Origin of the sequence: Algibacter sp., from assembly GCF_049667265.1 — a bacterium.
Lineage (GTDB): Bacteria > Bacteroidota > Bacteroidia > Flavobacteriales > Flavobacteriaceae > Algibacter_B.
In genome coordinates this window covers 1-25,234 of record NZ_JBATHX010000181.1, presented here as the reverse complement: position 1 = coordinate 25,234, position 25,234 = coordinate 1, and the positions used below count along the sequence as shown (strand labels likewise).

Sequence of the window (25,234 nt, the reverse complement as noted above, 5' to 3'; positions counted from 1 at the left end):
CACCTGTTAAAAGCGAATCTAATTCTTCGTAATCAGTAATTCTAAGAGGGAGAACATAGTTAACGGAATCATTTTCAGTAACAAATGAAAGTGGATCATCAAAAAACGCATCTGAAAGCTGCACCGGAATACGCCCTTTTGTAGAACCAGAAGGAATTGTTACCGGACTTTCCTGTTCAATAGTATAGTAAGCAGGTGGTAATATTTTTACATTTACTTCATCAACCCCTACCAATTGAGCAGGATCTATTAATTCCGGAGCTAGTTCAAAATATACTCTTCGGTCTTTATTATTATTATAAACTCCCGACATGACAACACCGATTTCAAAACGACCATTATTATCGTTTTCATTAAATCCTAAATCATATTTACCCTGAATTAGTGTCCTTACAGGAGTTTGAAATGGAAAATATACTGAACTTGAACCAAAGTCGTCAAATTCATTTTCTTGATTCTCACAAGCCATTAAACTAAAGGCAATAGCTAGTATTATTATTAATTTTATTTTCATATCTAATATTTTTAAGTCATTTAAAAATTTGCGATTATCCTACCATCCATTATTTTGCTCAAGTTCCGAAAACTTTATAGTTTCAGCATTTGGAATTGGCATATAAGTAGCAAATGGTTGATAATTTCTAATTTCAACAGAGGGTAATTCAACATAATTACTTCCGTCATAAAAGTAACCTTTAGCAGCTTCATTTAAAGATAGCCCCCATCTTCTAAGATCCCAGAATCTGTGTCCTTCAAAACTTAGTTCTATACGACGTTCATTCCTAATAAGTTCTCGCATTCCCTCTTTACTAGTAATAGATGCTAAGTAATTATCTGGTGATGCAATTCCGGCTCTATTACGTATTGCTGCAATCACATCTCGAGCGGTAATTCCATTAACCTGATGGTCTGGACCACCAATTTCATTAGCTGATTCAGCTAATATTAAAAACAATTCAGTATATCTAAAATACACATCAGCATGTCTCTTCCCTGATGTAGTTCCATCATTATTAATTCTAACTTCTGGTTGTAATAATTTTTTAAGGTAATATCCAGTAGTTGTTGATTGCTGAGGAATAGAATCTAACCTATCATTTCCACCACCAACACCAGTATTAATTGTTCCACCACCATAAGAAGCACCGTTAAGAACAACATATTTATCTAACCTAGGGTCTCTATTTGTATAAGGGTTTTGCGGATCGTAACCATTAGCTACGGTTGCAGGGTATCCATCTTGCATTGGGAATGCCATTACAAAGTTATGGGTTGGATTAATCTCTCCCTTTCCATTAACTGAAGGTGGAAACATTCTTTCCTCATAAGTTGAACTATTATTACCTATAGAACCACGCCATAACATTTCACTACTCACAATATTATCATCTGATGTATAAAACTCGCCACCAGTTGGATCTAACCCAGCAACACCACCAATGGTATTTAAAATTTCGGATGCGTTATTTGCTGCCATATTATAATAGCTTTGATCATTTAAAAATGACGGACTTGCAGCAAAAAGGGCCAAACGTGCTTTAAGTGCTTTTACTATTCTTCCTGTAATACGTAATTCAAAATAGTTATCATTTACAATTTGGTATTTAACATAATCAAAATTTTCTAAATTTGAGTACCAAGGGTCTACATTCCCCTCACTTAATCCATAATCTGTTGGTAATAAACCTAAAGCAGCATCGAAATCTTGCATAATGGCCTGCACAGAAGCTTCAAATGATAAACGTGGTGTATTAAAATCACCATCAGATTCAATAAACTCAGTAAAGTATGGGATTCCTAACAACGTTCCTGAAGTTCCTACTCCAGCATGCGCCTGTAGCACATAAAAATGGTGTAATGCTCTAAGTGCAAGTGCCTCTCCCTTCAAACGAAGGTTAAACATTTCATTAGTTACTTCATCTCTGTGCCATTGTATTTCTCCAGCTTCAATAATTTCTAAGAATCGGTTCACCCAGAATACACGTTCAAAACTATTCCAACGTGCTGCCGGGTTAAATTGTGCGTTTAACTCACCAAGAGCCATTCGCTTGTAATTATTATCCAAAATATTATTAACAGCATCATCAGTAGCCGCTTCAGAAAATGAATATTGATTAACCAAGCCTGAATATCCATTTAATAATATCCCTTCTGCCGCATCTGGATTCGTGCTAACAAAATCAAAATCTAACCTGTTTTCATCAATAGGTTCCAAGGTATCACAAGCAATCATGCCAGTAAACACCAACATAATTAATATATATTTTATTAAATTTTTCATTTTATTTATCTAAATTTTCTAATTATATTAAAATGACGCTCTCACCCCTAGAGTGAATGCTCTAGTTAGTGGCGCAGAACCAATTCTTAATTGGCGAATATCCTTATTCTTAGCTATTTCCAAAAGATTAGTTCCCTGAAGATTTATACTTAAATCTTCCATGCCTAGTTTATTACTTAAATTATCATCGAATTCATAGGTTAGCTGAGCACGGTTAATCTGAAAATAAGCGTTATCATACAACCAAAATGAAGATGTTTGAAAGTTATTTGAATTATTTTGTGATGATAACCTTGGGAACGTTGCCGTATTTGCCGTTTCGGGTGTCCAACGTCCTAAAACTACCTCAGAATACTTAGCATTACCATTTACGCTATAATAATTGTTAAAACTATTATTTAACTTATTACCTTCAGAGCCTGTTTGTCCTGTCCCTAATATAAATAAATTAAATGATTTATACTTTAAGTTTAGGTTTACACCATAGGTCCAAGGACTACTAGACTGTCCGATCGCAATTCTGTCATCATTATCAATAATACTATCTCCGTTTTGATCCTGATATTTTATATCTCCAGGTTGAACATTTCCAAAATTAGGAACAGGTAAACCCGCATTTAAATTACCATCTGTATCAAAATCTGCTTCAGCATAAAAACCTTGATCTACTAATCCAAAAATTGAAGATAGTTCTCTACCAACTCTATTTTGGTAATCAAACTCATTTAATTCAGAACGTTTTAGGGCTTTGGTTTGACTGTACAAAACATTAGCACCAATACCCAATGAAAAATCATTAATGGTTTTATTATAATTCATGCCTATTTCAAAACCTGTATATTCATCGTTATTAAAATTATTATAAGGTCTAAATGTATCGTAGTAAGATGGGTAAGCGGCATCTAAAAATGTTAACTGCTTATCGATCTCTGATTTAAAATAATTAAACTCTAACCAAAGCGAATTCATTAAATAACTTTCAAAACCAATATTCAAGTCTATCCGTTCTTCAAAATCTATATTAAGATTTTCTCCTTGCGAAATATTTTGTCTGCGATTAGCATTTGTATCAGCCCAAGTAAAATTGTTACCCTCAGAATAGTTTGCATTGTATAAATAGTAACCATCAATACCTTGATCAGATTTTATAATTCCTCCTGAGGCTTTTAACTTAAGGTAATTAATGAAATTACTATTCTTTAAAAACGGTTCTTCACTTAAAATATATGCCACACCCAAAGTTGGTGATAAACCACCTCTGTTTCCTTCTGCCAGTTTTAGCGAATTAACATAGGTTCCACTAAAATCAAAAAATAGTTTCTTCTTAAAGTCATAAGCTAATTGAAATCCTAAATGAGCATCAACATCTGTTTGAATTACATCGTTTGTCTTTTGCGAATTATAATACCCTAACAAAGTTGTGTTTAATGAGTGGTCCTTAGCAAAAGTGGTTTCATAATTTACCAGTCCATAAAGACCAAATCGAGATACAAAACCATTAGTACTAACATTTTCAGTTTGATCTTTTAGGTCTTCACCAAAAATACCAAAATTATTTATGCTATCACCTTCCCAACCTGGAGCATATGTTTTAAATTGGTTCTCTATTGATAAATTATAAGAGTCGTAAAAATCAAAACTTACATAAGTTTTAGCCGATAGGCCTTTCGTTACCCTATTTAAGTCAAAATTAATTGCGTTGTTAAATTGTGTAGAACGAAACACCGTATTTCGATAACCACCAGCAATAGCCAGAGCTATAGGTGCATCTGTACCGAACTGCTGTGTTGACCCCAAAAGAAACCCATTAAACTTACGTGCCGCTTCCAATTGTCCTGCAACTGTAGGGTCGCTAGTGTCTATTAAATCTATAGGTATTAATGGCGAATACGAATTTGGTTTAAAAGTAGTGCCCTCACTTAATAAATCAGCTCTTGACGACTTACTTGTGCTTACAATGGCAATTCCATCAAGACTACTAGTTATCCAATCATTTATTTTAAAATCTATGTTACCTCTTACATTAAAACGATTAGCACCAGCATTGAAGTCGTCATTTATATTAACCCAAGCATCTTGACTATTCCAGCCTACATTAACATAATATTGATTTTTATCATTTCCACCAGAAAACTCGGAAATAACGCTTGTAGAATTTATAAAGGGTTGTACATATTCACTTGAATACAGGTCAACATCTGGGTATTTGTAACTATTAGAACTAGTTCTAAATTCTTGAATAAGTGATGGCGCAAAAAAATCATCTAACCCATCATTATTTCTAGCTTCATTAAAAAGTGTCATGTATGCCGCTGAACTCAAATAATTTGGCAAAGCCCTAGGCGTACTAATACCAGAGCGTATATTTACATTAATTTCTTTTCTATTAATTTTACCGCGTTTAGTGTTAATAACAATAACACCATTTCTTCCTTGACTACCGTATAAGGCCACAGAATTGGCATCTTTAAGAACCGTTATCTGCTCAACCTCTTCCATATTTAAAATATTAGGATCACGACCAATTACACCATCAATAACAAAAATAGCATCGCCTATTCCTCTAATATTATCTGAGCCTCTTACCCCTAAGGTAAGACCATTAATGTAATCTCTTACCCATTGGGTATTGTCATAGGTTAAACGGTCCCTCGTGTTTATTGATGATACTGCTCCCACAATATCACGACGATCTTTAGTGGCAACGCCCATCTTAATTTCGTCATCTTCCGATGCGAGGAAAGGCGATTTCATCAAGGTAATGTTACCTGTTAAATCAGACATATTAATAAGTTCTGATTCATAACCTTTTTTTTCAATTACAACAGATTCATCATTAAGTAATGAAATTTGAAACTGTCCATTAGCATCCGAGGATGCTTTATTTCCATTAGGGCTAAAAACAGTCACTCCGTTTATGGGGTTGCCTTGTTCATCAACCACAGTTGCTTTTACATTTATACCCTTTGTTTGAGCCATTGTAACATTACAAATGCCAAAAAACATTAAGCAAGCTAAAGTAAACAACCTATATATTTTATTTATCTTCATTTTTTTTCTCTATATTAATTAAAACGAATTTGTACAAGCCTACCACCCTGGATTTTGAGGGAAACCCTCGTAAATTTGTGTTTGTTCAGCTTTAAATGGTAACCAATAGTGCTGAGGGTACTCACAAACTCTCTCAACAATAATTCTTTCTGTGAAACTAGTTCTGTCTTCTGGAAAATCTAAGGCTAATTTTCTTTTGTATCTATCTAAATGTGCTACTCCCCATCGTCGAATATCTACCCAGCGATGCGCTTCATAACTTAACTCAACCGCTCTTTCTCTTCTAAGTTCATCCATAAACATATTGTTATCTGCAACTATACTAGCATGTACATTAGGAATACCCGCGCGATTACGAAATAAATTAATAGCTCCCTCAGCAGTTAAGCCATAAGAGGCTGGTGCTGTAGTCGCTCCCTTAGATGCATGTAATGCCTCTGCATACATTAAATAAACATCTGTAAGTCTCATATGCATACGCATACCAGAATATTGTCCTATAATATTATTCCATTTACTATGATACTCGCCATCAACTTTAGGATAAAATTTTGTCCACATATAGCCTGTTGTAGATTTTTTATTATCAAAAATTGTTCTACGGTGTATCCCTGCATTATCTGCATTATCATACCAAAGTTGAGCAAATCTGTGCTGTGCGTCTCCTCCTGTTGCTTTTGGAGCTACCTCCTCACCATCTATAATATGCCATCTGTAAAAGCGTGGATCACGATTTTCAAAAGGTTTAGTAGGGTCGAACAATGTTGGTCCGAAATTACCACTAAGATCATCCTCTATAGAAAGTCCATTAGACATTCCAAAATTGTAATGAATAAAATTATGAGTAGGAGAGATATTTTCTGATATGCTACCATGTATATCTCTATTTACTCCCGATGTCATAAATCTTTCAACTTGACCTTGATTACCTCCTCCAGCAGAAAACACATATTCCGTGCCTCCTGGCCATGCATTAGGTGTTGGCGATTTCCAAAACACCTCATCATAATTTTCCCAAGAAGCTAATGCATAACGTCCTTGGTCGGCTAATTTAAGAATTCCAGAAAAAGCATCAACAGCCATGTCACATAACTCTGTGTCATATTGATACGTATTAATACTACCGTTATTTCCAAACATTAAAGGGCTTGCTGCTATAAGTAGGTTTTTACCTTGAAAAGCATAAGCCGTTCCTTTAGTAAGCCTACCTTTATTTTCACCAAATGTTAGTTGTCCATAAGCCTCGTTATCCCAATCTATAGGTAATAACTCAATGGCTTTTTTGTAATCTTCATTAGCTAGTAAAGCAACTTCTTTATAGGTTTCTGGACGTGGTATCTCAAAATCATCTATTAAAACTCTATCAATGTATGGATAACGCCCCCAAAATTTCATAATTTCATTATGGAAAAATGCTCTAAAAAAATAAGCTTGTCCAAGAATAACATCTTTTTCCGCTTGAGTGGCATTTACCATTAAATCCTTATTCTCAACATTCTCAATTACAATATTAGCTTTACGAATACCACGGATGCTGCCATCATATAACCCTGGTCTTTGTCTATTAAAATTATTATCATTATCAACATTGGCTGAATTGCTCCCTGTCGATCCATAATTAGAATTTAGGTGGTTAACAAAGTAAGAGAAATTATCTGATATTACAGCATTGAAGTTACCTGCATCAATATCACCACTTATTTTGGCTTCTCTATTAACATGCCCATCATCACCCAAAAGAAAATCTTGAAAGGTATGCGCTTGCATTTCATAAGATACGACTGAGGCATACATTTCTTCAACGAAACCTTGTGCATTTTTAAATGTTGAAAAAACCTCTACCTCGTCTATGATTGACTCTGGTGCCTGATCTAAATAATCCTCGCAGGAAAACGACAATACGAGTCCTAGGATTATTATTAATTTTATTTTATAGTTTTTCATTATTTCTTTTTTTTTAAAAATTCATATTAAAACCAAAGTTAAATCTTTTTAAGGTAGGATAATCCCCTCTAGACTGTGCATCAGATGAGGTATTAAACTCTCTATCATCAGGTAAGTCGGACCATAAGAACAAGTTATTACCATTGGCAAATAACGTAAGCTTACTAAGTCCAAGTTTTTCACAAAACTTACTTGGTGTATCATAAGATATTGAAACTGCTTTAAGCCTTGTTAATGATCCATCCAACCAGCCATCTCTAGGATTGGTAGCTCCATTTGCTTGCCATGCAGGTTGTGTATCTGTATTGTTAGGCGTATCTACGGTCCAATAATCTAAATCTTGTGTGAAAATTAATGGTGTTTGTTGCGAAAATGTATTGTTACTAAATCGTCTAGAAGCATTTTGAGTGCCATATAACTGAGCTGAAATATTCCACCCTTTATAGCGCGCCCCAAGAGTAGCACTCCAGTTTCTTTGTGGTTGATCTGGATATCCAAAAGGAGCGTTATCAAAATTAGAATTATAAATTCCATCTCCATCAAAATCAACAACGTCATAATACCCCACACGGGTTACGTTCTGACCGTTTATTACTGGTGTTGACATATATACATCATCCCAACTGGTTAATATTCCTGCAGGAATGGCTGTTCTTCCTTGCCCAATTGGATAACCAGCCAACTTTTGATAATCAGGTCTAAATAATGGATCATCTCTTATTATAACTTTATCTATTGCTTGTGTGTAATTAAAATTACCAAATAGATTTAACCCGCTCTCAAATGTATAACTGGTGCCAAGAACAATCTCAAAACCTCTTACCTCAACTGCACCTTTATTAATATCTGGAGCCGTTGCTCCAAATAAATCTGGCACAGTAGAACTACTACTACCTAGAACTACAATATTATCGCGATCTTCTGCAAAATAATCTAATTCACCTGTTAACAAACCATCAAATATAGAGAACTCGGCCCCTATATTATATTTAAGAGCTGTCTCCCATTGAAGATTTGGATTTCCAACAAAATCTTCTCTATAAAACGTATAAGGTGATCTTGCTCCGCTGCCTTGAAATGAACTTGGTACTAAAAATGCAGAACCAAATAAATAACCTCCATTTGCCCATCCGGTAATATATTTAAACCTTCCCTCTGAATTATCATCACCAACAAGCCCATAGGACCCTCTAAATTTAAGTTTATTTAACCAATCTGCATTTTCTAAAAAAGCTTCGTTTGAAGGCGTCCATCCTAATGCTAGGGAAGGAAAGAGGTCAAAACGGAATCCTGGACCAAATTTTTCAGACCCATTATAAGCCCCGTTTACATCCAAAAAGTATCTTGAATCGTAATTATAAGTTACCCTTCCTACCCAATCTTCTCGGTACCGTGGAAAAACGCTACCTGTAGCAGTTTCTTGTCTTCTCATTAAAAACAGCGCTGTAAAATTATGTTTCTCAGCAAATACCGTATCATAATTTAAAGAAAAATCATAAACTAAGCTTCTTTCTCTTTGACCATTCTCAACCTCTGAAGTTCCCAAAGTCCATGGTGCTTGAACATAATCAAATCGACTACCACTATCTGGAATATCAAACTGCTCACTATCACCATCGTAAAATCTATATTGTACACCCCCATCATTTAAAGATTGCTTACTCCTCATATTATTATCTAGCGAAAATCGTCCTTGAAAAGACAATCCTTCTGTAATAAAGTCTAATTTTTGCTTTAGTATAAAATCTGTATTTACTTGGAAGTTCCTAAAAGTATCATACCCTGATGCCGACAAAGCAACAATAGGGTTATTGAAAATAAAAGCAGAATTTATAGATCGCCCATAAAAACCATCTGGATATACAGGCGTATATAGACTTGGTGCTATTTGGTAAATTCCATTTGTAACATTATTCACACTAGCAGGATTTTCTCTAACACCTAAAAAACCAGAAAGATTAACAGACAACTCAGTAGTACTTGTAATATTAAAATCAATATTACTTCTAAAATTAAATCTTTCGTAGTTGAACTCACCAAGATTTCCTCTTCCATTATCGTATTTACCACCATCAAAAATATCATCTACTGTTTGGTAAGCTAAACTACCAAAATATTTGGCCGTTTTATTACCACCACGTACAGAGAAATTAATTCTATAATCTTGTGCAAAATCTTTCAACAATTCATCTTCCCAGTCAACATTAGGATAAATATAACTTTCTTCCAGAGAAGCAGGGTTACGGTATTTATCAAGAATAGCCAATGGTGTATAATCTCCCCATGAATTTGGCGATATTGCTAATTCTCTAAGAATAGAGCTATTTGCCTGTATTAACGCATCATAAGAATCTAATTTTTGTGGCAATTGCGAAATCATTTTAATGGTTGTATTCACATTTAGGGATAACTCCGCTTTTCCTCTTTTCCCCCTCTTGGTAGTAATTAATATTACACCATTTGCGCCTTCTACACCAAATACAGCCGTAGCAGAAGCATCTTTAAGCACAGATAGGTTTTCAATATCATTCATGTCTATATCAGTCATGGACCTCTTAACACCGTCCACCAGAATAAGAGGACCTCCTTCACCGTTCCATGAACTTAGTCCACGAATAAATATTTTTATATTATCCTCGCCAGGAGCTCCACTACCTTGTATTGCAGTAACACCTGGTAAATTCCCTTGTAATGCTTCTTCAACATTAGCTATACCTGCTGCCCGTTCCATTAAATCGGCACCTTTTACTTGAGTGATAGCTCCCACTACACTCTCTTTTTTCTGGGTACCATAACCTACAACAACTACTTCGTCTAGACTTGCTATGTCTTCCTCTAGATTTACATTAATGGTGGTTTTACCTTTTACTGGAATTTCTACCGTTTTAAAACCTAGATAAGAAAATACTAAAGTTTTTTCGCCATCTGTTAATTCAAGCGTATAGTTTCCGTCAAAATCTGTTACCGCTCCTCGAGTAGTCCCTTTTTGGATGATACTTACACCAGGTAAAGGCATACCACCAACATCATTGACAACACCAGAAATTCTTTCCTGTGCCTGTAAACTAACACTAGTAAAACCGGACATTACCAGTACTAGCATTAACACCCAACCAAAGACAGGAAATTGTCTTTTAAATTTTTGTTTCATTTTGAGTTTTAGTTTTAACATATAATTTATTTAGTTGTTATACTTAAGACTCATTTAATAAATATTAGTCTTAAATATATGTTAACAATTTTACAACATATTCATTGTTCAACTATCCTGTACTATACTGCATGTTGGTGTATTTAATAAAAAAAATCTAGATTATAGAACTTTTAATGTATTGAATAGTATTAATTCTGAATCCACAATAACATGTACCTAATTGGCATGTTTCTTATTACTTCATGCTTATTAGGTATTTCGGGTAGCGTTTTCCATGTTTCAATATAATTATTGTTATTAAACATTAACCCCGCAAAAAGTAGCGCTGGCTGTTTTGTTGGCCAATCTTCCCAATACATAACATCTTTTTTAAAAGGCCATGTTTTTTTATCTTTTATATAAGGGTACAAAAACTGAACTCCTAGTTTTAAACTTTTACCTTCATTAGTTTGATAGGTAAAAAGATTATCTTCATTTGTGGTTAATAGTTGTGCTAAACCAGACAAGGCATCTAAATTAAAAATGGAATAACCATAGGGTTTGGTTCTTGCTAATTCTTTCGGAAAACTTCCATCAATTGCCATTTGCTCTGGCATAAGCTTATTTTTAAACATACGCTTACAAAACAATATCTGCTCTTTATTATCTACTACCTTCGCAAAGGCGGCTACTTGCATCGCCCAACAAGTACTATGATTGTTCCCATTATCACGTTCTTTAATACCATATTTGTGGGTAGTAAGCCAGTTTAAGTATTGCGAAAACCAATCTTTTATTTCCCTTACTTCTTGCTTATCATATAGGTCTGAGTCCTCAATTACTTTTACAGCTAATGCAACTTCTATTAAATGAATGGTGTCAATAATACCAATACCTCTTCCTGTTACTTTTCCTTTTATGGCTTGTGCATAAAGTAAATGTGGATTCATCTTGGTATCTTCATTAACAAACCAAGCCTTTAAATGAGGCATCAGTTTATGCAGATAAACTTCGTTTTTTGTAATTAGATATGCGGAAGCTAAAGCGCCTGATATTTGACTAAGTCTAATCATTGCATGCCTGTGTGACACAAAATTATCTGGGTTTGATAATCCGTCTTTACGAATATAAGGGCCATCAAGGTCGTCGGAATTAGGCCACCAATAATCACCTTCAGAATAAAAATCATGCTTTGTTCCTGCACTTCTTATAGAGGTATAAGATGTAACCGTAACTGGTTCTAAATTCAAAAATTTTTGAGCATTTTCTTGAATTCTATGTTTTTCTAAGTCTTTAACTATTTCAAAATCACTTTTAGTTTCCTTTGAACAAGATGCTAATAATATAAAAAAAGTAATATAAATATATTTGCATTTCATATCTATTCTATGGGTTTTGAAGTTATATAATATCAACTGTTATATCAATCATTAAATCAATATAACCAAGTTTCTTCATCAATATATTTACCCTTTAAATAAACTTCATCATTAATGTCTTCCTCTTCAAAATATAAATAACACCCTTTAGAGTTTCCATTTTTTTCAAAACAAATACTATTGGTTTTAAGTTAATCTCGCTAAATAATAGCGTATTTATTAAGCTTACAAACCAAACAATCTATGCAAGTACAATGAAATTTCTGGTATAAAACTTATCAACATTAATACAATGACCATGATTGCTAAAAACGGAAGCAAGGGTTTTATAACCTGTGTTACCGAAACTTTAGCAACACCACTTCCCACAAAGAGGAGCGTGCCAACTGGAGGTGTACAAATACCAATACATAAATTCAACACAATTACAATTCCAAAGTGCACCGGATCCATACCTAAGGTGGTTACAACTGGCAAAAAGATGGGTGTAAAAATTAATACTGCAGGCGTCATATCCATGAACGTTCCGATAATTAGTAAGATAAGATTAATTGCTAAAAAGATGGCAAATTTATTATTTAGTGATTCTAATAAAAACGTACTTATCATTTCTGGAATGCCTTCAAAAGAAAACAACCACGACATAGCCATAGAAGTACAAATTAAAAACATAACAACAGCCGTTGTTTTTGCACTTGATAATAATACTCCTGAAAAATCCTTTATTTTCATGTCGCCATAAACCAGCGACAAAATTGCTGCATATAACACTGCAATTACGGAGGCTTCCGTTGCGGTAAATATACCTGCTACAATACCTCCAACTACAATTACTAGCAATAGCAAACTAAAAAAAGCCTTTCTGAAAAACGTCCAAACTTCAAAAAAAGTTGCTCGTTTTCCTCTTGCATAGCCCTTACTAATAGCTATAAAAGCAACATATCCCATAATGGCAAAACCTAATAATATTCCCGGAAGATAACCTGCAATAAACAAGGCTGCTACAGAGGCTGTTCCTCCACTTGCCAAAGCATACACAATTAAAATATTACTGGGAGGAATCAATAAACCTGTTGTTGATGCTGTAATATTTACAGATGCACTAAGTGTTCTAGGATAGCCTTCATCTTCCATCCTGTCTGTCATGATACTACCAATGGCTGATGCCGCAGCAAGCGCAGAACCTGAGATAGCGCCAAATAACATAGATGCTAATATATTTACATAGGCTAGTCCTCCTGGGAGGCTTGCCACTAAAGATTTAGCAAAATTAATGAGTCGGTTTGCAATTCCGCCCTGTTTCATAATATCACCAGCCAAGATAAAGAACGGAATCGCCAATAATGCGAAACTATCAATTCCTGTCGTCATACGCTGAGCAATGGTAGTTAACCCAGGCATTTTATCTATATTCAATAACAAGCTTAATGTTGTTGAAATTCCGATACTGTATGCCACCGGCACTTTAAGTAACAAAAGTGAAAAGAAACTAATAAACAAAACGATAATACTTATAACTTCTATACTCATAATTAATTATTGTTTTTGTTATTAATAATGTTTGAAATGTGATAAATTGAAAAGCACATGATTAGAAAACCACTAAAAGGCATAATAGCATAAACATAGCCTAAAGGGATTCGTAATGTCCCTGAAAGTTGCTCTAAGTGCAATGTAGTGTAGACTAAATTTAATCCACCAATAACCATAACTATTAAAGCAAACAAGAATATTAATACCTCTATTAAAATGGATGCTTTACGCTTGTTTGTCTGAGAGAATTTTTGATACAGAAAATCCATTGATAAATGTTCCTGTGTTCCATTGAGATAGGCAGCTCCTAAAATGGTCATCCAAATTAGAGCAAATCTTGCAAACTCTTCTGTCCAGGTAAAAGATGTTCCTAAAAGATATCTGGAAAACACTTGAAACAAAACATCTAGAACTAAAAGCGCAAAAATGATAATCATAAACCATTCAAGTATGCGGCTTACTCTATTAAAAATACCTTCAGCTTTATTCATAATTAATTATTTATAATTTGATTTACAATTGAAGCCATTTCTGGAAATTCTTTCACAAACTCTTCAACAACAGATTTTGATTTTTCAGCAAACAATGATTTTTCAGGAATAATAATTTCTACGCCTGCTGCTTTAGCTATTTTCATGGATTCTTCTACTGAATCATTCCAATATTGCTTTTGAGCTTGAGCAGATTCATCGGCTGCTTCTTGCACCCATATTTTTTCCTCTTCGGATAGTTTATCCCAAAACTTAGTGCCTATCAAAAGTACATCTGGTACGGAAGAGTGCTCATCTAAGGTGTAATATTTACTAATTTCATAATGATTTGAAGACACAAATGATGGCGGATTATTTTCTGCACCATCAACAACGCCTTGCTGAATAGCTGTATATAATTCTCCGTATGCAAGAGGCGTTGCAGAACCACCCATGGAATTTACCATATTAATGGCCATTTGGTTGTTCATCACTCTAATTTTTAATCCTTTTAAATCATCAGGTGTCCGGATTGCTTTTTCGCTGGTGTAAAAACTTCTACTTCCTGCATCGTAATAACAGAGTCCACGAAGCCAAAATTTGCTTCCTTTCTCTAATATTGATTTACCAATGTCGCCTTCTAAAACATCAAATTGGTGTTCTTTATCACGAAATAAATAAGGAATTCCTAAAAGGTGGTATTCCGGCACAAAATTAGACAACGTAGCGGCACTTACCTTTGTAGCCGCAACAGATCCAATTTGTAATAATTCTAAAACTTCTCTTTCTGAACCTAGTTGCGCGTCAGGAAAAATTTTAACTTTTAAACTTCCTTTTGATTTGGTTTCTAAAGCCTTCTGGAATTCCAAAATCCCTTTGTGTACAGGATGTGTTTGAGGTAGTGTATGGCCTAAATATAAAACCTTGCCCGTACCTGCTTTTTCACAAGAAGCAATACTCATAAAAAGAATAGCTAATAGAATTAATTTATGTTGCATAGTACTTTCTTTTACTTAATTAAACTTGAAATAATTTACGGCATTGTTATAACAAATATCCTGAACCATTTTTCCTAAAAAAACTGTATCATTTGGGATAAGACCCTGCTTTACATCTTCAGCTAATAGATTACATAATATACGTCTGAAATACTCATGTCTCGGAAAAGACAGAAAGCTTCTACTATCTGTAAGCATTCCAACAAACCTACTTAATAAGCCCATATTCGAAAGGCAATTTAATTGCTTTTCCATACCGTCTTTTTGGTCTAGAAACCACCAACCCGAACCCCATTGCATCTTTCCGGGCATATCTGAGTTTTGAAAATTACCCATCATGGTTGCGAATATTTCGTTTTGAGATGGGTTTAAATTATAGGTTATGGTTTTTGCTAATTTGTTCGATAAATTAAGCCTATTAAATAAATTAGACATGGCAAGTGCTGCAGGAAATTCACCTATAGAATCTACGCCAGCATCTAAACCAATTTCATTTAATAACCTGCTATTATTATTTCGAAGAGCTCCTATATGAAATTGCTGTGTCCATCCTTTAGCATGATACATTTCACATAATTTAACTAGGATACAAGATGCATAAACTTGTGCTTCCTCTTGAGAAATTTCATTGCCTGCCATTCGTTTTTTGAATATGGCATCTACTTGTGCGTCGGTAAAATCTGAAGCAAAAACTTTTTCTAAACCATAATCTGATAATTTACATCCTAGTGAATCAAAAAACGCAATACGCGCTTCAATAGCTTTCAATAAATCATTTGAATTATCGATTGAAAACGCTACGCAACTGCTAAGCTTATTAATATAGCTTGCAAAATTCTGTTTTTCAATACTCAATAAAGCATCGGGTCTAAAAGTTGGGAATACTTTTGTGAAAAAGTTTTTTTCGGCTATTTGTATGTGATATTTTAAATCATCTATAGGATCGTCTGTAGTGCATACCACCTCAACTTTTAAATCTTCTAATAACTGTGCTGGTGTTTTGTTTTCTAAAATAGCGTTAGCTCTATTGTAAATAGACTCTGCTGTGCTTGGTTGTAATATATCATCTATATTAAAATAGCGTTTTAGCTCTAAATGCGTCCAATGAAATAGAGGATTTCGTATTGTGAATGGTACCGTTTCTGCCCATTTTAAAAACTTTTCTTTTTTGGAAGTTGCGGAGCCGGTTATAAAACTCTCATCGATACCGTTTGCGCGCATCGCTCTCCACTTGTAGTGGTCGCCCTCTAACCAAGCATCAGTAATATTTTTTATAGGTTTATCTTCGGCGATTTGTTTTGCAGATAAATGGTTATGATAATCTATAATAGGTAAATCTTTGGCATATTTATGATACAGCGTTTCTGCAACCTCTGATTGTAAAATAAAATTATCTGTTATAAAATTACTTGAATTCATAAATTTTATTAATTGAAACTAACCACTAAAGGATTATTTATTTTTTTGTTGAAATCACTTAAATAAGTTTCCCAATCTGCTTTTGAAGCAAACTGATTTGCTTTTTTCCAACAAAATCCTGCGTAATAAACTGCTTTTCCGTTATTTACTTTAATTTGAGTATATAGATTACTTTGATCTTTAAGCGATGTAACATATAATTCCGAATCAATCATATTACCATTTGGTACTACAATGGCGGTAGCTAACTCGGAGTCTTCATGAGGTTGCCAGTATGAAATCCAACCATTTTCTTCGTTTTGAGTTGGTTCACCATCATTTTCATGAAGGGTTAATCCTGCTGATATGGCGTTTGTTCCTGAAAGTTCGATTTCAAATTTAGACATATTGCTTCCATAATCTAAAGCAATATGCTTGGTTTCAGAAATGGTTTGTCCATCTGCGTCCCAATCGGCATATTCTAGAATAAAACTAGTTCTTATAGGACCTGTTGTAATCGTTTTCCAGTTTGTGAAATTTCGAGACACATAATAGGTTGTGTCTTTTTTAACCGCAATTCCGCCAACGCCTCTGCTTACACCAACATGAAAATTATCCAAACCTTCGCCATCATCTTTATGATAAGCTCCTAATTTTTCATCATTTTTTTTGTACCATTTATTGATAATAGGATATTCTACGCGCTTTAACCATGCATCAATACCACTTGAAAGCGTACCACCTTTTATGTTATCTTCAACCATTTTTTGAGCTACAGGTCCATAAGTTCTAAAAGCTACTTTATTATTCTCCCAAGCATAATCATCGGTTCGTTCTGGTACAAACCTGGAGTAACAATAATCTATTATTTCTGGTTTAGAGCCTTCATCAACTTGAATTAACTCAAACTTCTTATTAGAATTAGCTTCTATTTCTGGTTGAAATAATAACTTATCTACTTCGCCATCTTGATTATCATCTACAAATTGAGAAACTAAAATAGATTTTGTTTCTAAATCTTTAACAGATAGCTTTTCGAAGCTTTCTCCGTGCTTCAAAGTTAAATCAGATTTATTAATCTCTATGGTTTCTAATGAACGAGGGATATTTAAATTATTGGTAATTGTTATTACGTGAGCCGACTGAGTTTTACAACTAACAAAAAGAGTAATAAAAGATAATGATAAAAGAAACAGTAGATTTTTCATGATTAATTTTCGTTTGATGGTTTACCAATGGTTGCCAAAATACCTCCATCAACGTACACTACATGTCCGTTAACAAAATCACTTGCTTTTGAAGATAAAAATATAGCGGCTCCTGCCAAATCATTAGGGTCGCCCCACTTTGCTGCAGGCGTTCTATTGATAATAAAATCGTTAAACGGATGCCCTTCTACTCTTATTGGCGCCGTTTGTGAGGTTGCAAAATATCCTGGACCAATACCATTAACTTGAATATTGTGTTTTGCCCATTCTGTGGCCATATTTTGTGTGAGCATTTTTAGACCGCCTTTAGCTGCTGCATAAGCACCAACGCTATTACGCCCTAGCTCACTCATCATGGAACAGATGTTAATTACCTTTCCTGATTTTCTAGAAATCATTCCTTTCACCACATGTTTTGATACTATAAAAGGGCTAACCAAATCAATATCAATAACCTGTTTAAAATCGGCAACCTCCATTTCAATAAGCGGTGTTCTTTTTATAATACCTGCATTGTTGATTAAAATATCTATTTGTCCAACTTCCGCTTCTATCTTTGCAATAGCCGCTATAACTTGCGTTTCATCTGCAACATTAAATTTGTAGCCAACGGCATGAATGCCTTCTTTTTTGTATTGGTTTACAGCTTCATCAATTTTTGCTTGTGAAGAATTTCCATTAACAATTATTGTGGCGCCTGCCAAACCTAAGCCTCTAGCCATGGCCATTCCTAAGCCGTGAGTGCTTCCTGTTACTAAGGCATTTTTTCCAGAAATATCAAAAAGTGATGTACTCATAAATTTATTTTAATTCGTTTATTTTACAATGGTCCATATCGCCATAATCTAAATTCTCGCCTGCCATTCCCCAGATAAATGAATAACTACTGGTTCCGGAACCTGAATGTATAGACCATGGTGGTGATATTACGGCCTCATTATTTCCAACCCATATATGGCGAGTTTCTTGAGGCTGACCCATAAAATGGCATACTGCCTGATCTGCATCAACTTCAAAATAAAAATAGACTTCCATACGTCTGTCATGAACATGAGCAGGCATGGTATTCCAAGAACTACCAGATTTTAACGTTGTCATTCCCATTTGTAACTGGCAAACATCAACCACGCTATTTACAATGTATTTTCTTAATGTACGTGCATTTGCTGTTTCAGGAGCGCCTAACTCGATAACCTCAACGTCATTAATTCCTATTTTTTTATTGGGATATGCTTTGTGGGCTGGTGTGGAATTGATATAAAACTGAGCCGGATCTTTAGCAGAATTACTTGAGAACGATACGTCCTTATTTCCTTGCCCAACGTATAAGGCCTCTCTATGTGCTAAAGCATATGCTTTGCCATCAACATTAACAACACCAGCGGCACCAATGTTGATTATTCCTAGCTCTCTTCTTTCTAAAAAAAAGTCGGCTTTTAAAGGTTCTATAGCTTCTAATTTTAACGGGCTTACTGTTGGCACAGCACTTCCTGAGATAAACCTATCATAGTGAGAATACACCAATTGAATTTTATCTTCTTGCATTAAATTATCTATTAAAAACTCGTCTCTTAGCTCTTCGGTGTCATAAGCTTTTACAGCTTTTGGGCTTGAAGCATATCGTGTTTCGTAGTGCGTTTTCATGGTTTTTATACTTTTTTATTATATGATTTGTTTTAATCCAAATTCTAATCCGCGCAATTCTGCTAAACCGCGTAACCTACCAATTCCCGAATATCCAGGATTAGTTTTTTTATGCAAATCATCAAGCATTTGGTGCCCATGATCTGGTCGCATAGGTATAGCAAAATCTGATCTACCTTCTTGTTTTCGTCTTTTTTCTTCTACTAGTATTTGTTTAACTACATTATAGACATCTACATCGCCTTCTAAATGATTGGCTTCATAAAAATTACCTTCATCATCTCTTTTTGTACTTCTTAAATGTAAGAAGTGAGCACGATCGGCAAATCGTTTAAATATGTTTACCAAATTGTTATCGGCTCTTACACCTAAAGAACCTGTACAAAAGGTAATACCGTTTGATCTGTCTGGCACATTATCAAACAAATAGGCGTAATCAGCTTCTGTACTTACTACTCTAGGCAAACCTAAAATTGGATATGGCGGATCATCAGGATGAATACACATTAAAACTCCATTTTTAGAAGCCGTTGGAATAATCGCTTTTAGGAAAGCCACAAGATTTTCTCTTAATGCCTTGGCGTCTATATTCTTGTAAGTATCTAAGATGGTTTGAAATTGTTTTAAAGTATAACCTTCTTCTGCACCGGGCAATCCAGCAATAATATTATTAATTAATTGTTTTTTACTTTTCTCAGAAAGATTATCAACATAGGTTTTAGCTGCTTTCTGTTGTGCGTCAGAATAGTCATTTTCTGCTCCCGGTCTTTTCAACAAAAACAATTCAAAAGCTGCAAAAGCAACAACATCAAAACGAAGTGCTTTAGACCCATCTTCAACCTCAAAACTAAGGTCGGTTCGGGTCCAATCTAAAACAGGCATAAAATTATAACATACTATTTTAATACCACACTTTGCTAAATTTTCAATGCTCGATTTATAATTTTGAATATATTTCTCGAAATTACCTGAACGTGTTTTGATATTTTCGTGTACCGGAATACTCTCTACAACAGACCATTTTAAACCTGCTGTTTCAATTATTTCTTTTCTTTTTAGAATTTCATCAACTGTCCAAACCTCTCCGTTGGGTACATGATGTAACGCAGATACAATACCTGTAGCCCCTGCCTGTTTAATGTCAGATAATGTAACTGGGTCTTTTGGCCCGTACCATCTCCATGTTTGTTCCATATATATCTATTATGCGTTTGTAAATGCTTCCATTAAATTTATGACCACTATGCCCTCTTTTACTGGGCATGGGTTATTTCGTTTTCCTAAAAAATAATTAACAGTTTCTTGTATCATAGGTTGCTGTATATTTATAGGATTTTTAAAATTAAAAGTTTGGCTTTCTCCTTTTGCATCTAAGGTTAGTTTTTCTTCATAAAATGAGAATGCTATTTTACCTTCTTCGCCGAAAATTGTACAGCAATCTTCTTCTAAATACTTAGGAATTGCAAAAGACCACATCCCTCTGAACTGAATACCGTTTTTAAAATCGATAATACCATTTACCGTATCATCAACCTTATTGTTTTTAGATTGATTTACAGCAATACCTTTAGCTGAATTATATGCACCAAAGAAGTGATACATTAAATCTATTTGATGTGGTGCTATATCATGAAAATACCCTCCTCCTGATACTTCAGCATCCAATCGCCATGTGGCTTTATCATTAAAATCATGAGGTTGTAAAAATCTTAAATCGACAAATTTAATAGCCCCAATAGCATTGCTATCAATTAAAGCTTTAACTTTTAAATAGATAGGTAAAAACCTCCTATAATGTGCAACAACAAGTTTATTATTACTCTCGTTAACCGCATTTTCAAGTAGCGAAGCTTCTTTACTTGAGAGTACCATGGGCTTTTCTATATAAACATCTTTACCCGCTTTTAAAGCCTTTAATGCATAATCTAAGTGTGTTGACGGTGGCGTAGCAACGTAAACTGCATTTATATCTTGATTATTAAAAAGTTTAGCTGCATCATCAAACCATGTTGGAACATTATGACGTTTCGCAAAATCTTTTGCCAAGTCACCATTCCTGCGCATTACACCCAATAGCTGTGAGTTTTCACATTTTTGAAATGCAGGCCCGCTTTTTACTTCAGCAACATCCCCACATCCTATAATTCCCCACTTAATAGTTTTTTTATCCGCCATTTTAAAATATAATTAAACCCCACTATAAGCACTAAAACCACCATCAATTGGAATAACAACACCTGTAACAAATGAAGAACCTTCTCCGCATAACCAAAGTGTCGTACCAACTAAATCTTCCGGTTCTCCAAATTTCCCCATTGGTGTTTGCTCAATAATTTGGTTTCCGCGGGGTGTTAAGCTGCCATCACTTTCAGTTAACAAACTTCTATTTTGATCTGTTAGGAAAAACCCTGGCGCTAGCGCGTTAACCCGAATACCTACCTTTGAAAAATGAACTGCTAACCATTGCGTGAAATTAGAAACGGCAGCCTTGGCTCCACTATAAGCAGGGATTTTAGTTAGTGGTGTAAAGGCATTCATGGAAGAAATGTTTAAAATACTACATCCTTCTCTTCCAACCATATCCGGTGCAAAAATTTGAGTAGGTAAAAGCGTTCCAATGAAATTTAAATTAAAAACGAATTGAATACCTGAAGGATCTAAATCAAAAAACGTTTTAAAACCTTCGGCTTTATTAAGCAAATCTTCGGCTTGTAAAAAAGGGTTACTTGTTGTTCCTAAGGGATGATTACCTCCAGCTCCATTTATTAAAATATCGCAACCACCAAATACCTCATTTACCTCTTTTTTTGCTTTTTGTAAAGATTCCTTTTCAAGCACGTTTGCAGTTACTCCAATTGCTTTTCCTCCCTTATTATTAATCTCATTTGCAATTCTATCTGCAGCATCTTTTTGCAAATCTAATACGGCAATATTGTGCCCTTCTTTTGCTAGTGCTTTTGCTAATGTTCCGCAAAGGACGCCACCAGCACCGGTTAAAACAATTGTTTTATTCATTAACTATTAAGTATTATAATCGCTAAATTCAACTTAAATTTTTAAGTTTATTAAAACTCAGCTTACAAACAAATATAGAAAAGAAGGCAAGCTTACCCGTCCTGTTCTGTCCTGCACGCTTATTATAATTACCTAAAAAATCAAACCATAACTTTAATGAAATTTATACCTAAGAAACTAAATTATAATGATTGTCGTAAAGTTAAAGTAGTTGGTAGATATAATTGAATTTGTTTATTAGATGTAATAAAATCTGCTGCCCTAGCTCCAAACTCTTTAAAATCGACCGAAACTACCGAAATACCTTTGTATGTTAACCTTTTAATAGGAGTTTCGTTATACGACAATACTCCTATATCTTTTCCTAGATCTAAATTGTACAAAAGACATTGATCAAGTAACTCATAAAGCATTCTATCATTCACACTTATATAAGCATTTCTGGTTTTAATTTTAAATTCTTTTGAACTTTTTATGACGCGATGGTGAAGGTTATGTTTATTACAGAATTTTTTAAAAAAGGCGACACTTTCCCAAGGATGAAAACTATATTCAGGATATATAAAATTAATAGTATCATATTTTTTAAATAAATGCAGAGCATTTTCTAAACATTTATAAAATCCTTTACCAAAATCCTGCAAAAGGTAATTTGTTGTTTTTTTTGAAGACAAATCCCAATCTATCAATAAAAGTCTATTATCATCTATTTTTTTAATAGCTTTTATTACCTCTGGATGATTAAAACCCATGACAATGTATTTGTAATATTCTCCAGAATCAAGATCTAACATATTCTTGAAATTCTTAACATTATAATGATGAAATTGTAAATCCACAATTACATTATCAGGTAATTTTTCCATAAAAGAATGATACATGACTTCTTTGTAGGCCTTAAAAGTGCTTATTAACAAAAGCACCTTTAGTTTGTTGTCATTTATATAATACCCTTTGTTGGGAGTAGATTTTATTAAGCCTTGATTCTTTAATAATGTGTATGCTTTATAGACTGTATCTCTAGAAATTCTATACGCTTTACTAAATTCATTTATAGAAGGTATGCTATCTCCAGGTTTATAAGTTTTTGTCTCAATTGACTCTTTAAAAGCATTATATATTATTTTGTATTTGGGAATATCGTTACGATCTAAATTTTTTATTTTAACTAAACTTTCCTCCATTAATTAAATACAATTAAATAAAAACCTTAAAAAAGTAATTAAATTTAAAATACTAATAAACAAAAACTATCCTGTAGTATCGGTAAGTATAATACTTTGTTTTTACTACTATATTTAATGTATGAATATCTATTTTTCAAAATTATAAATTTTCATATTTAGAAATTAAATTACTGTACATTTCTGAAAAATCTATCCTATAAAAAGAACAAGAATAAAACTTATTAAAAAAAAAAAGAGAATAGAAAAGGTACTTAATTTATTATCCAAATATTTTTTAATCACTACTAAACACTTTTTATACTCCAAAACTAAATTTTGCATTGCCCCACTTTATTTTCAAAATAAATTATTTATTAAAATTAATAACTTTATCTAGCGCCTCATCTGTATCTCGTTGAACAAAATTGGACTGATATAATATTGTAGTTGTCACGGAAGAATGTCTATATAATTTCTGTAACATTTGAATAGGAATTTTATCTCCAGAAATATTTCCAAAACTATGCCGTGCAATATGCATGCTCAATTTCTTATTTATTCCCGCTTTTACCGCAACTATTTCTAACCTTCTATTAAAATTTCTTGTTGCCGTTTTTATTCTAGTTCTTAATAACTTATAGTCTTTTTCATCAACGTCTTCCAACTCTTTAAATATATATACTGAGTTCAAATCCCTCTCAAGTTTACTTAAAATATTTACAACTTTATTTGGAACTTTTAATGAGACTAACTTACTATTCTTTCCCATTCTGTAATGCAATCGATCATCCATAAAATCACTCCATTTCAACTTTAATACATCACTAACCCTTATACCTGCAAAATAGAAACTAATTAACCAAACATCTAAAGCATATTGTTGTGCTTCTGTCAACCCATTTAGGTTTTCAAGAATTTTAATTTCATCAATATTCAACCCTATCTTTTGAGTTTCTGGAAATTTTATTTTGTATTTACCTTTTCCAAAAGGATATAACTTTGCATCCGCTGAAGAATTTTCTATTGCCAAATTAAAAATGGTTCTAATGGTAATCATATAATTTACTACTGTGCGTTTTGAAAGGTTACGTTTACTAAGTAAGAAGTTCTCAAATTTTATGAGTAATTCAATACTTATTTCATTAAAAAAAATTTTATCTTTTTTTATAAATTCTTTAAAAACTTCTATGCGCTTAATTTCAATATCAAATTGGTGGAATTTATTTCTATCCTCAATCTTTTTTAAATAGACTTTTGCAACTTTAAAAAAATCACCTGCTTTATTCGAAATAATTTTTTGCTTAATGCCTTTTGACGACAGATATTGGTCTTTTATTTCTGCTTCTATGAGACTTTTATTTGCCTTAGATAATTTACTTATAATTAGTTGATTTATTTCTAAATGATCAGGATGAGAATTCTTTACTCGACCATTTTTAGAATCCCATTGCGTCAGTTTAATAGCTTGACCTAAATAAATGTACGTTGGCTTTCTATCCTTAATAATCCTAATTGTTATTGGATATAATTTTTTTGAATTTGGCCGCTTAACTAAAAAAGTGGTGATTGATGACATAATTATTTGATATAAAATAAAAATACAATTCTTAATAATTAAACGCTGCTAAAACATAGCTAAAACATTCTTTGATATCAATTGCATTCATTTGATGACAAATAAATTTAAAAAATCGTTAAACAATTGATTTTAAAGGTATTAATATTAATTTGATATGTATTGCTCCAAATTCATAACTCGGAGGTCGGGGGATCGTGCCCCCCTCTCGCTACAATTCAAAATTGCGCATAAACAAACGGTTTGGTTCACACTAAACCGTTTTTTTTATGTCTAGTTTAAACAAAATTCTTACATTTGAGTACAAAAGTGAACACGTTTTTGAATACAATCCAGAACACGATTTGACCCTAAAAACCCAATATTCTACACCTAAAATATATAATGCCAAAGGCGATTTAACCAAACGCTGGTATGTCTATTTCTCCTTTAGAAACC

Annotated in this window: 18 protein-coding genes; all 18 read right to left on the bottom strand. The window is 33.6% G+C overall.

Going from position 1 to position 25,234, the window contains the following annotated elements:
* Window positions 1–514 (bottom strand): DUF1735 domain-containing protein (locus WBN21_RS06710; RefSeq protein ID WP_424198666.1); only part of this gene is annotated, 514 nt, incomplete at its 3' end.
* A gap of 39 nt (window positions 515–553) precedes the next feature.
* Window positions 554–2,281, bottom strand: a complete 1,728-nt coding sequence (locus WBN21_RS06705) for a RagB/SusD family nutrient uptake outer membrane protein (protein WP_424198664.1) — start codon at window positions 2,279–2,281, stop codon at window positions 554–556.
* Window positions 2,282–2,308: 27 nt separating this feature from the next.
* Window positions 2,309–5,332: a SusC/RagA family TonB-linked outer membrane protein gene (locus tag WBN21_RS06700; protein ID WP_424198662.1), complete on the bottom strand. Its 3,024-nt coding sequence runs from the start codon at window positions 5,330–5,332 to the stop codon at window positions 2,309–2,311.
* A 39-nt stretch (window positions 5,333–5,371) separates the two neighbouring features.
* On the bottom strand, window positions 5,372–7,276 hold the full coding sequence (locus WBN21_RS06695; protein WP_424198660.1) for a RagB/SusD family nutrient uptake outer membrane protein: 1,905 nt from the start codon (window positions 7,274–7,276) through the stop codon (window positions 5,372–5,374).
* A 13-nt stretch (window positions 7,277–7,289) separates the two neighbouring features.
* Window positions 7,290–10,427, bottom strand: coding sequence for a SusC/RagA family TonB-linked outer membrane protein (locus WBN21_RS06690; protein ID WP_424198658.1), 3,138 nt, complete (start codon window positions 10,425–10,427; stop codon window positions 7,290–7,292).
* Between the two features lie 191 nt (window positions 10,428–10,618).
* A complete protein-coding gene (locus tag WBN21_RS06685; RefSeq protein ID WP_424198656.1) occupies window positions 10,619–11,788 on the bottom strand; it encodes an alginate lyase family protein in 1,170 nt (389 codons plus the stop codon).
* Window positions 11,789–12,013: 225 nt separating this feature from the next.
* On the bottom strand, window positions 12,014–13,318 hold the full coding sequence (locus WBN21_RS06680) for a TRAP transporter large permease (protein ID WP_424198654.1): 1,305 nt from the start codon (window positions 13,316–13,318) through the stop codon (window positions 12,014–12,016).
* 2 nt (window positions 13,319–13,320) lie between these two features.
* Window positions 13,321–13,812, bottom strand: coding sequence for a TRAP transporter small permease (locus WBN21_RS06675; RefSeq protein ID WP_424198652.1), 492 nt, complete (start codon window positions 13,810–13,812; stop codon window positions 13,321–13,323).
* Window positions 13,813–13,814: 2 nt separating this feature from the next.
* Window positions 13,815–14,789, bottom strand: a complete 975-nt coding sequence (locus tag WBN21_RS06670; protein ID WP_424198650.1) for a TRAP transporter substrate-binding protein — start codon at window positions 14,787–14,789, stop codon at window positions 13,815–13,817.
* Window positions 14,790–14,804: 15 nt separating this feature from the next.
* Entirely contained in the window at window positions 14,805–16,208 is a 1,404-nt protein-coding gene (gene uxaC, locus WBN21_RS06665) for a glucuronate isomerase (RefSeq protein WP_424198648.1), read from the bottom strand.
* Between the two features lie 8 nt (window positions 16,209–16,216).
* Entirely contained in the window at window positions 16,217–17,395 is a 1,179-nt protein-coding gene (locus WBN21_RS06660; RefSeq protein ID WP_424198646.1) for a DUF4861 family protein, read from the bottom strand.
* Between the two features lie 2 nt (window positions 17,396–17,397).
* Window positions 17,398–18,192, bottom strand: coding sequence for a gluconate 5-dehydrogenase (locus WBN21_RS06655; protein ID WP_424198644.1), 795 nt, complete (start codon window positions 18,190–18,192; stop codon window positions 17,398–17,400).
* Between the two features lie 4 nt (window positions 18,193–18,196).
* The gene (gene kduI, locus WBN21_RS06650) at window positions 18,197–19,039 is read right to left on the bottom strand and encodes a 5-dehydro-4-deoxy-D-glucuronate isomerase (protein WP_424198642.1); all 843 of its coding nucleotides are present in this window, start codon (window positions 19,037–19,039) and stop codon (window positions 18,197–18,199) included.
* 18 nt (window positions 19,040–19,057) lie between these two features.
* Window positions 19,058–20,233 carry a mannonate dehydratase gene (gene uxuA / locus WBN21_RS06645; protein WP_424198640.1) on the bottom strand — a complete coding sequence of 392 codons (1,176 nt, stop codon included), beginning with the start codon at window positions 20,231–20,233 and terminating at the stop codon, window positions 19,058–19,060.
* Window positions 20,234–20,242: 9 nt separating this feature from the next.
* Entirely contained in the window at window positions 20,243–21,214 is a 972-nt protein-coding gene (locus WBN21_RS06640; protein ID WP_424198638.1) for a Gfo/Idh/MocA family protein, read from the bottom strand.
* A gap of 12 nt (window positions 21,215–21,226) precedes the next feature.
* Window positions 21,227–22,054 (bottom strand): SDR family oxidoreductase, encoded by an 828-nt coding sequence (locus tag WBN21_RS06635; RefSeq protein ID WP_424198636.1) that lies wholly within the window; start codon window positions 22,052–22,054, stop codon window positions 21,227–21,229.
* A 182-nt stretch (window positions 22,055–22,236) separates the two neighbouring features.
* The gene (locus WBN21_RS06630) at window positions 22,237–23,238 is read right to left on the bottom strand and encodes a GntR family transcriptional regulator (RefSeq protein WP_424198634.1); all 1,002 of its coding nucleotides are present in this window, start codon (window positions 23,236–23,238) and stop codon (window positions 22,237–22,239) included.
* 349 nt (window positions 23,239–23,587) lie between these two features.
* A complete protein-coding gene (locus tag WBN21_RS06625; RefSeq protein ID WP_424198632.1) occupies window positions 23,588–24,796 on the bottom strand; it encodes a phage integrase SAM-like domain-containing protein in 1,209 nt (402 codons plus the stop codon).
* Between the last annotated feature and the right edge of the window lie 438 nt (window positions 24,797–25,234).

Bases quoted from the DNA above. Each gene is read 5' to 3' on its own strand.
- WBN21_RS06705 (WP_424198664.1), bottom strand. From the start codon at position 2,281: ATGAAAAATTTAATAAAATATATATTAATTATGTTGGTGTTTACTGGC.
- WBN21_RS06700 (WP_424198662.1), bottom strand. From the start codon at position 5,332: ATGAAGATAAATAAAATATATAGGTTGTTTACTTTAGCTTGCTTAATG.
- WBN21_RS06695 (WP_424198660.1), bottom strand. From the start codon at position 7,276: ATGAAAAACTATAAAATAAAATTAATAATAATCCTAGGACTCGTATTG.
- WBN21_RS06690 (WP_424198658.1), bottom strand. From the start codon at position 10,427: ATGAAACAAAAATTTAAAAGACAATTTCCTGTCTTTGGTTGGGTGTTA.
- WBN21_RS06685 (WP_424198656.1), bottom strand. From the start codon at position 11,788: ATGAAATGCAAATATATTTATATTACTTTTTTTATATTATTAGCATCT.
- WBN21_RS06680 (WP_424198654.1), bottom strand. From the start codon at position 13,318: ATGAGTATAGAAGTTATAAGTATTATCGTTTTGTTTATTAGTTTCTTT.
- WBN21_RS06675 (WP_424198652.1), bottom strand. From the start codon at position 13,812: ATGAATAAAGCTGAAGGTATTTTTAATAGAGTAAGCCGCATACTTGAA.
- WBN21_RS06670 (WP_424198650.1), bottom strand. From the start codon at position 14,789: ATGCAACATAAATTAATTCTATTAGCTATTCTTTTTATGAGTATTGCT.
- uxaC (WP_424198648.1), bottom strand. From the start codon at position 16,208: ATGAATTCAAGTAATTTTATAACAGATAATTTTATTTTACAATCAGAG.
- WBN21_RS06660 (WP_424198646.1), bottom strand. From the start codon at position 17,395: ATGAAAAATCTACTGTTTCTTTTATCATTATCTTTTATTACTCTTTTT.
- WBN21_RS06655 (WP_424198644.1), bottom strand. From the start codon at position 18,192: ATGAGTACATCACTTTTTGATATTTCTGGAAAAAATGCCTTAGTAACA.
- kduI (WP_424198642.1), bottom strand. From the start codon at position 19,039: ATGAAAACGCACTACGAAACACGATATGCTTCAAGCCCAAAAGCTGTA.
- uxuA (WP_424198640.1), bottom strand. From the start codon at position 20,233: ATGGAACAAACATGGAGATGGTACGGGCCAAAAGACCCAGTTACATTA.
- WBN21_RS06640 (WP_424198638.1), bottom strand. From the start codon at position 21,214: ATGGCGGATAAAAAAACTATTAAGTGGGGAATTATAGGATGTGGGGAT.
- WBN21_RS06635 (WP_424198636.1), bottom strand. From the start codon at position 22,054: ATGAATAAAACAATTGTTTTAACCGGTGCTGGTGGCGTCCTTTGCGGA.
- WBN21_RS06630 (WP_424198634.1), bottom strand. From the start codon at position 23,238: ATGGAGGAAAGTTTAGTTAAAATAAAAAATTTAGATCGTAACGATATT.
- WBN21_RS06625 (WP_424198632.1), bottom strand. From the start codon at position 24,796: ATGTCATCAATCACCACTTTTTTAGTTAAGCGGCCAAATTCAAAAAAA.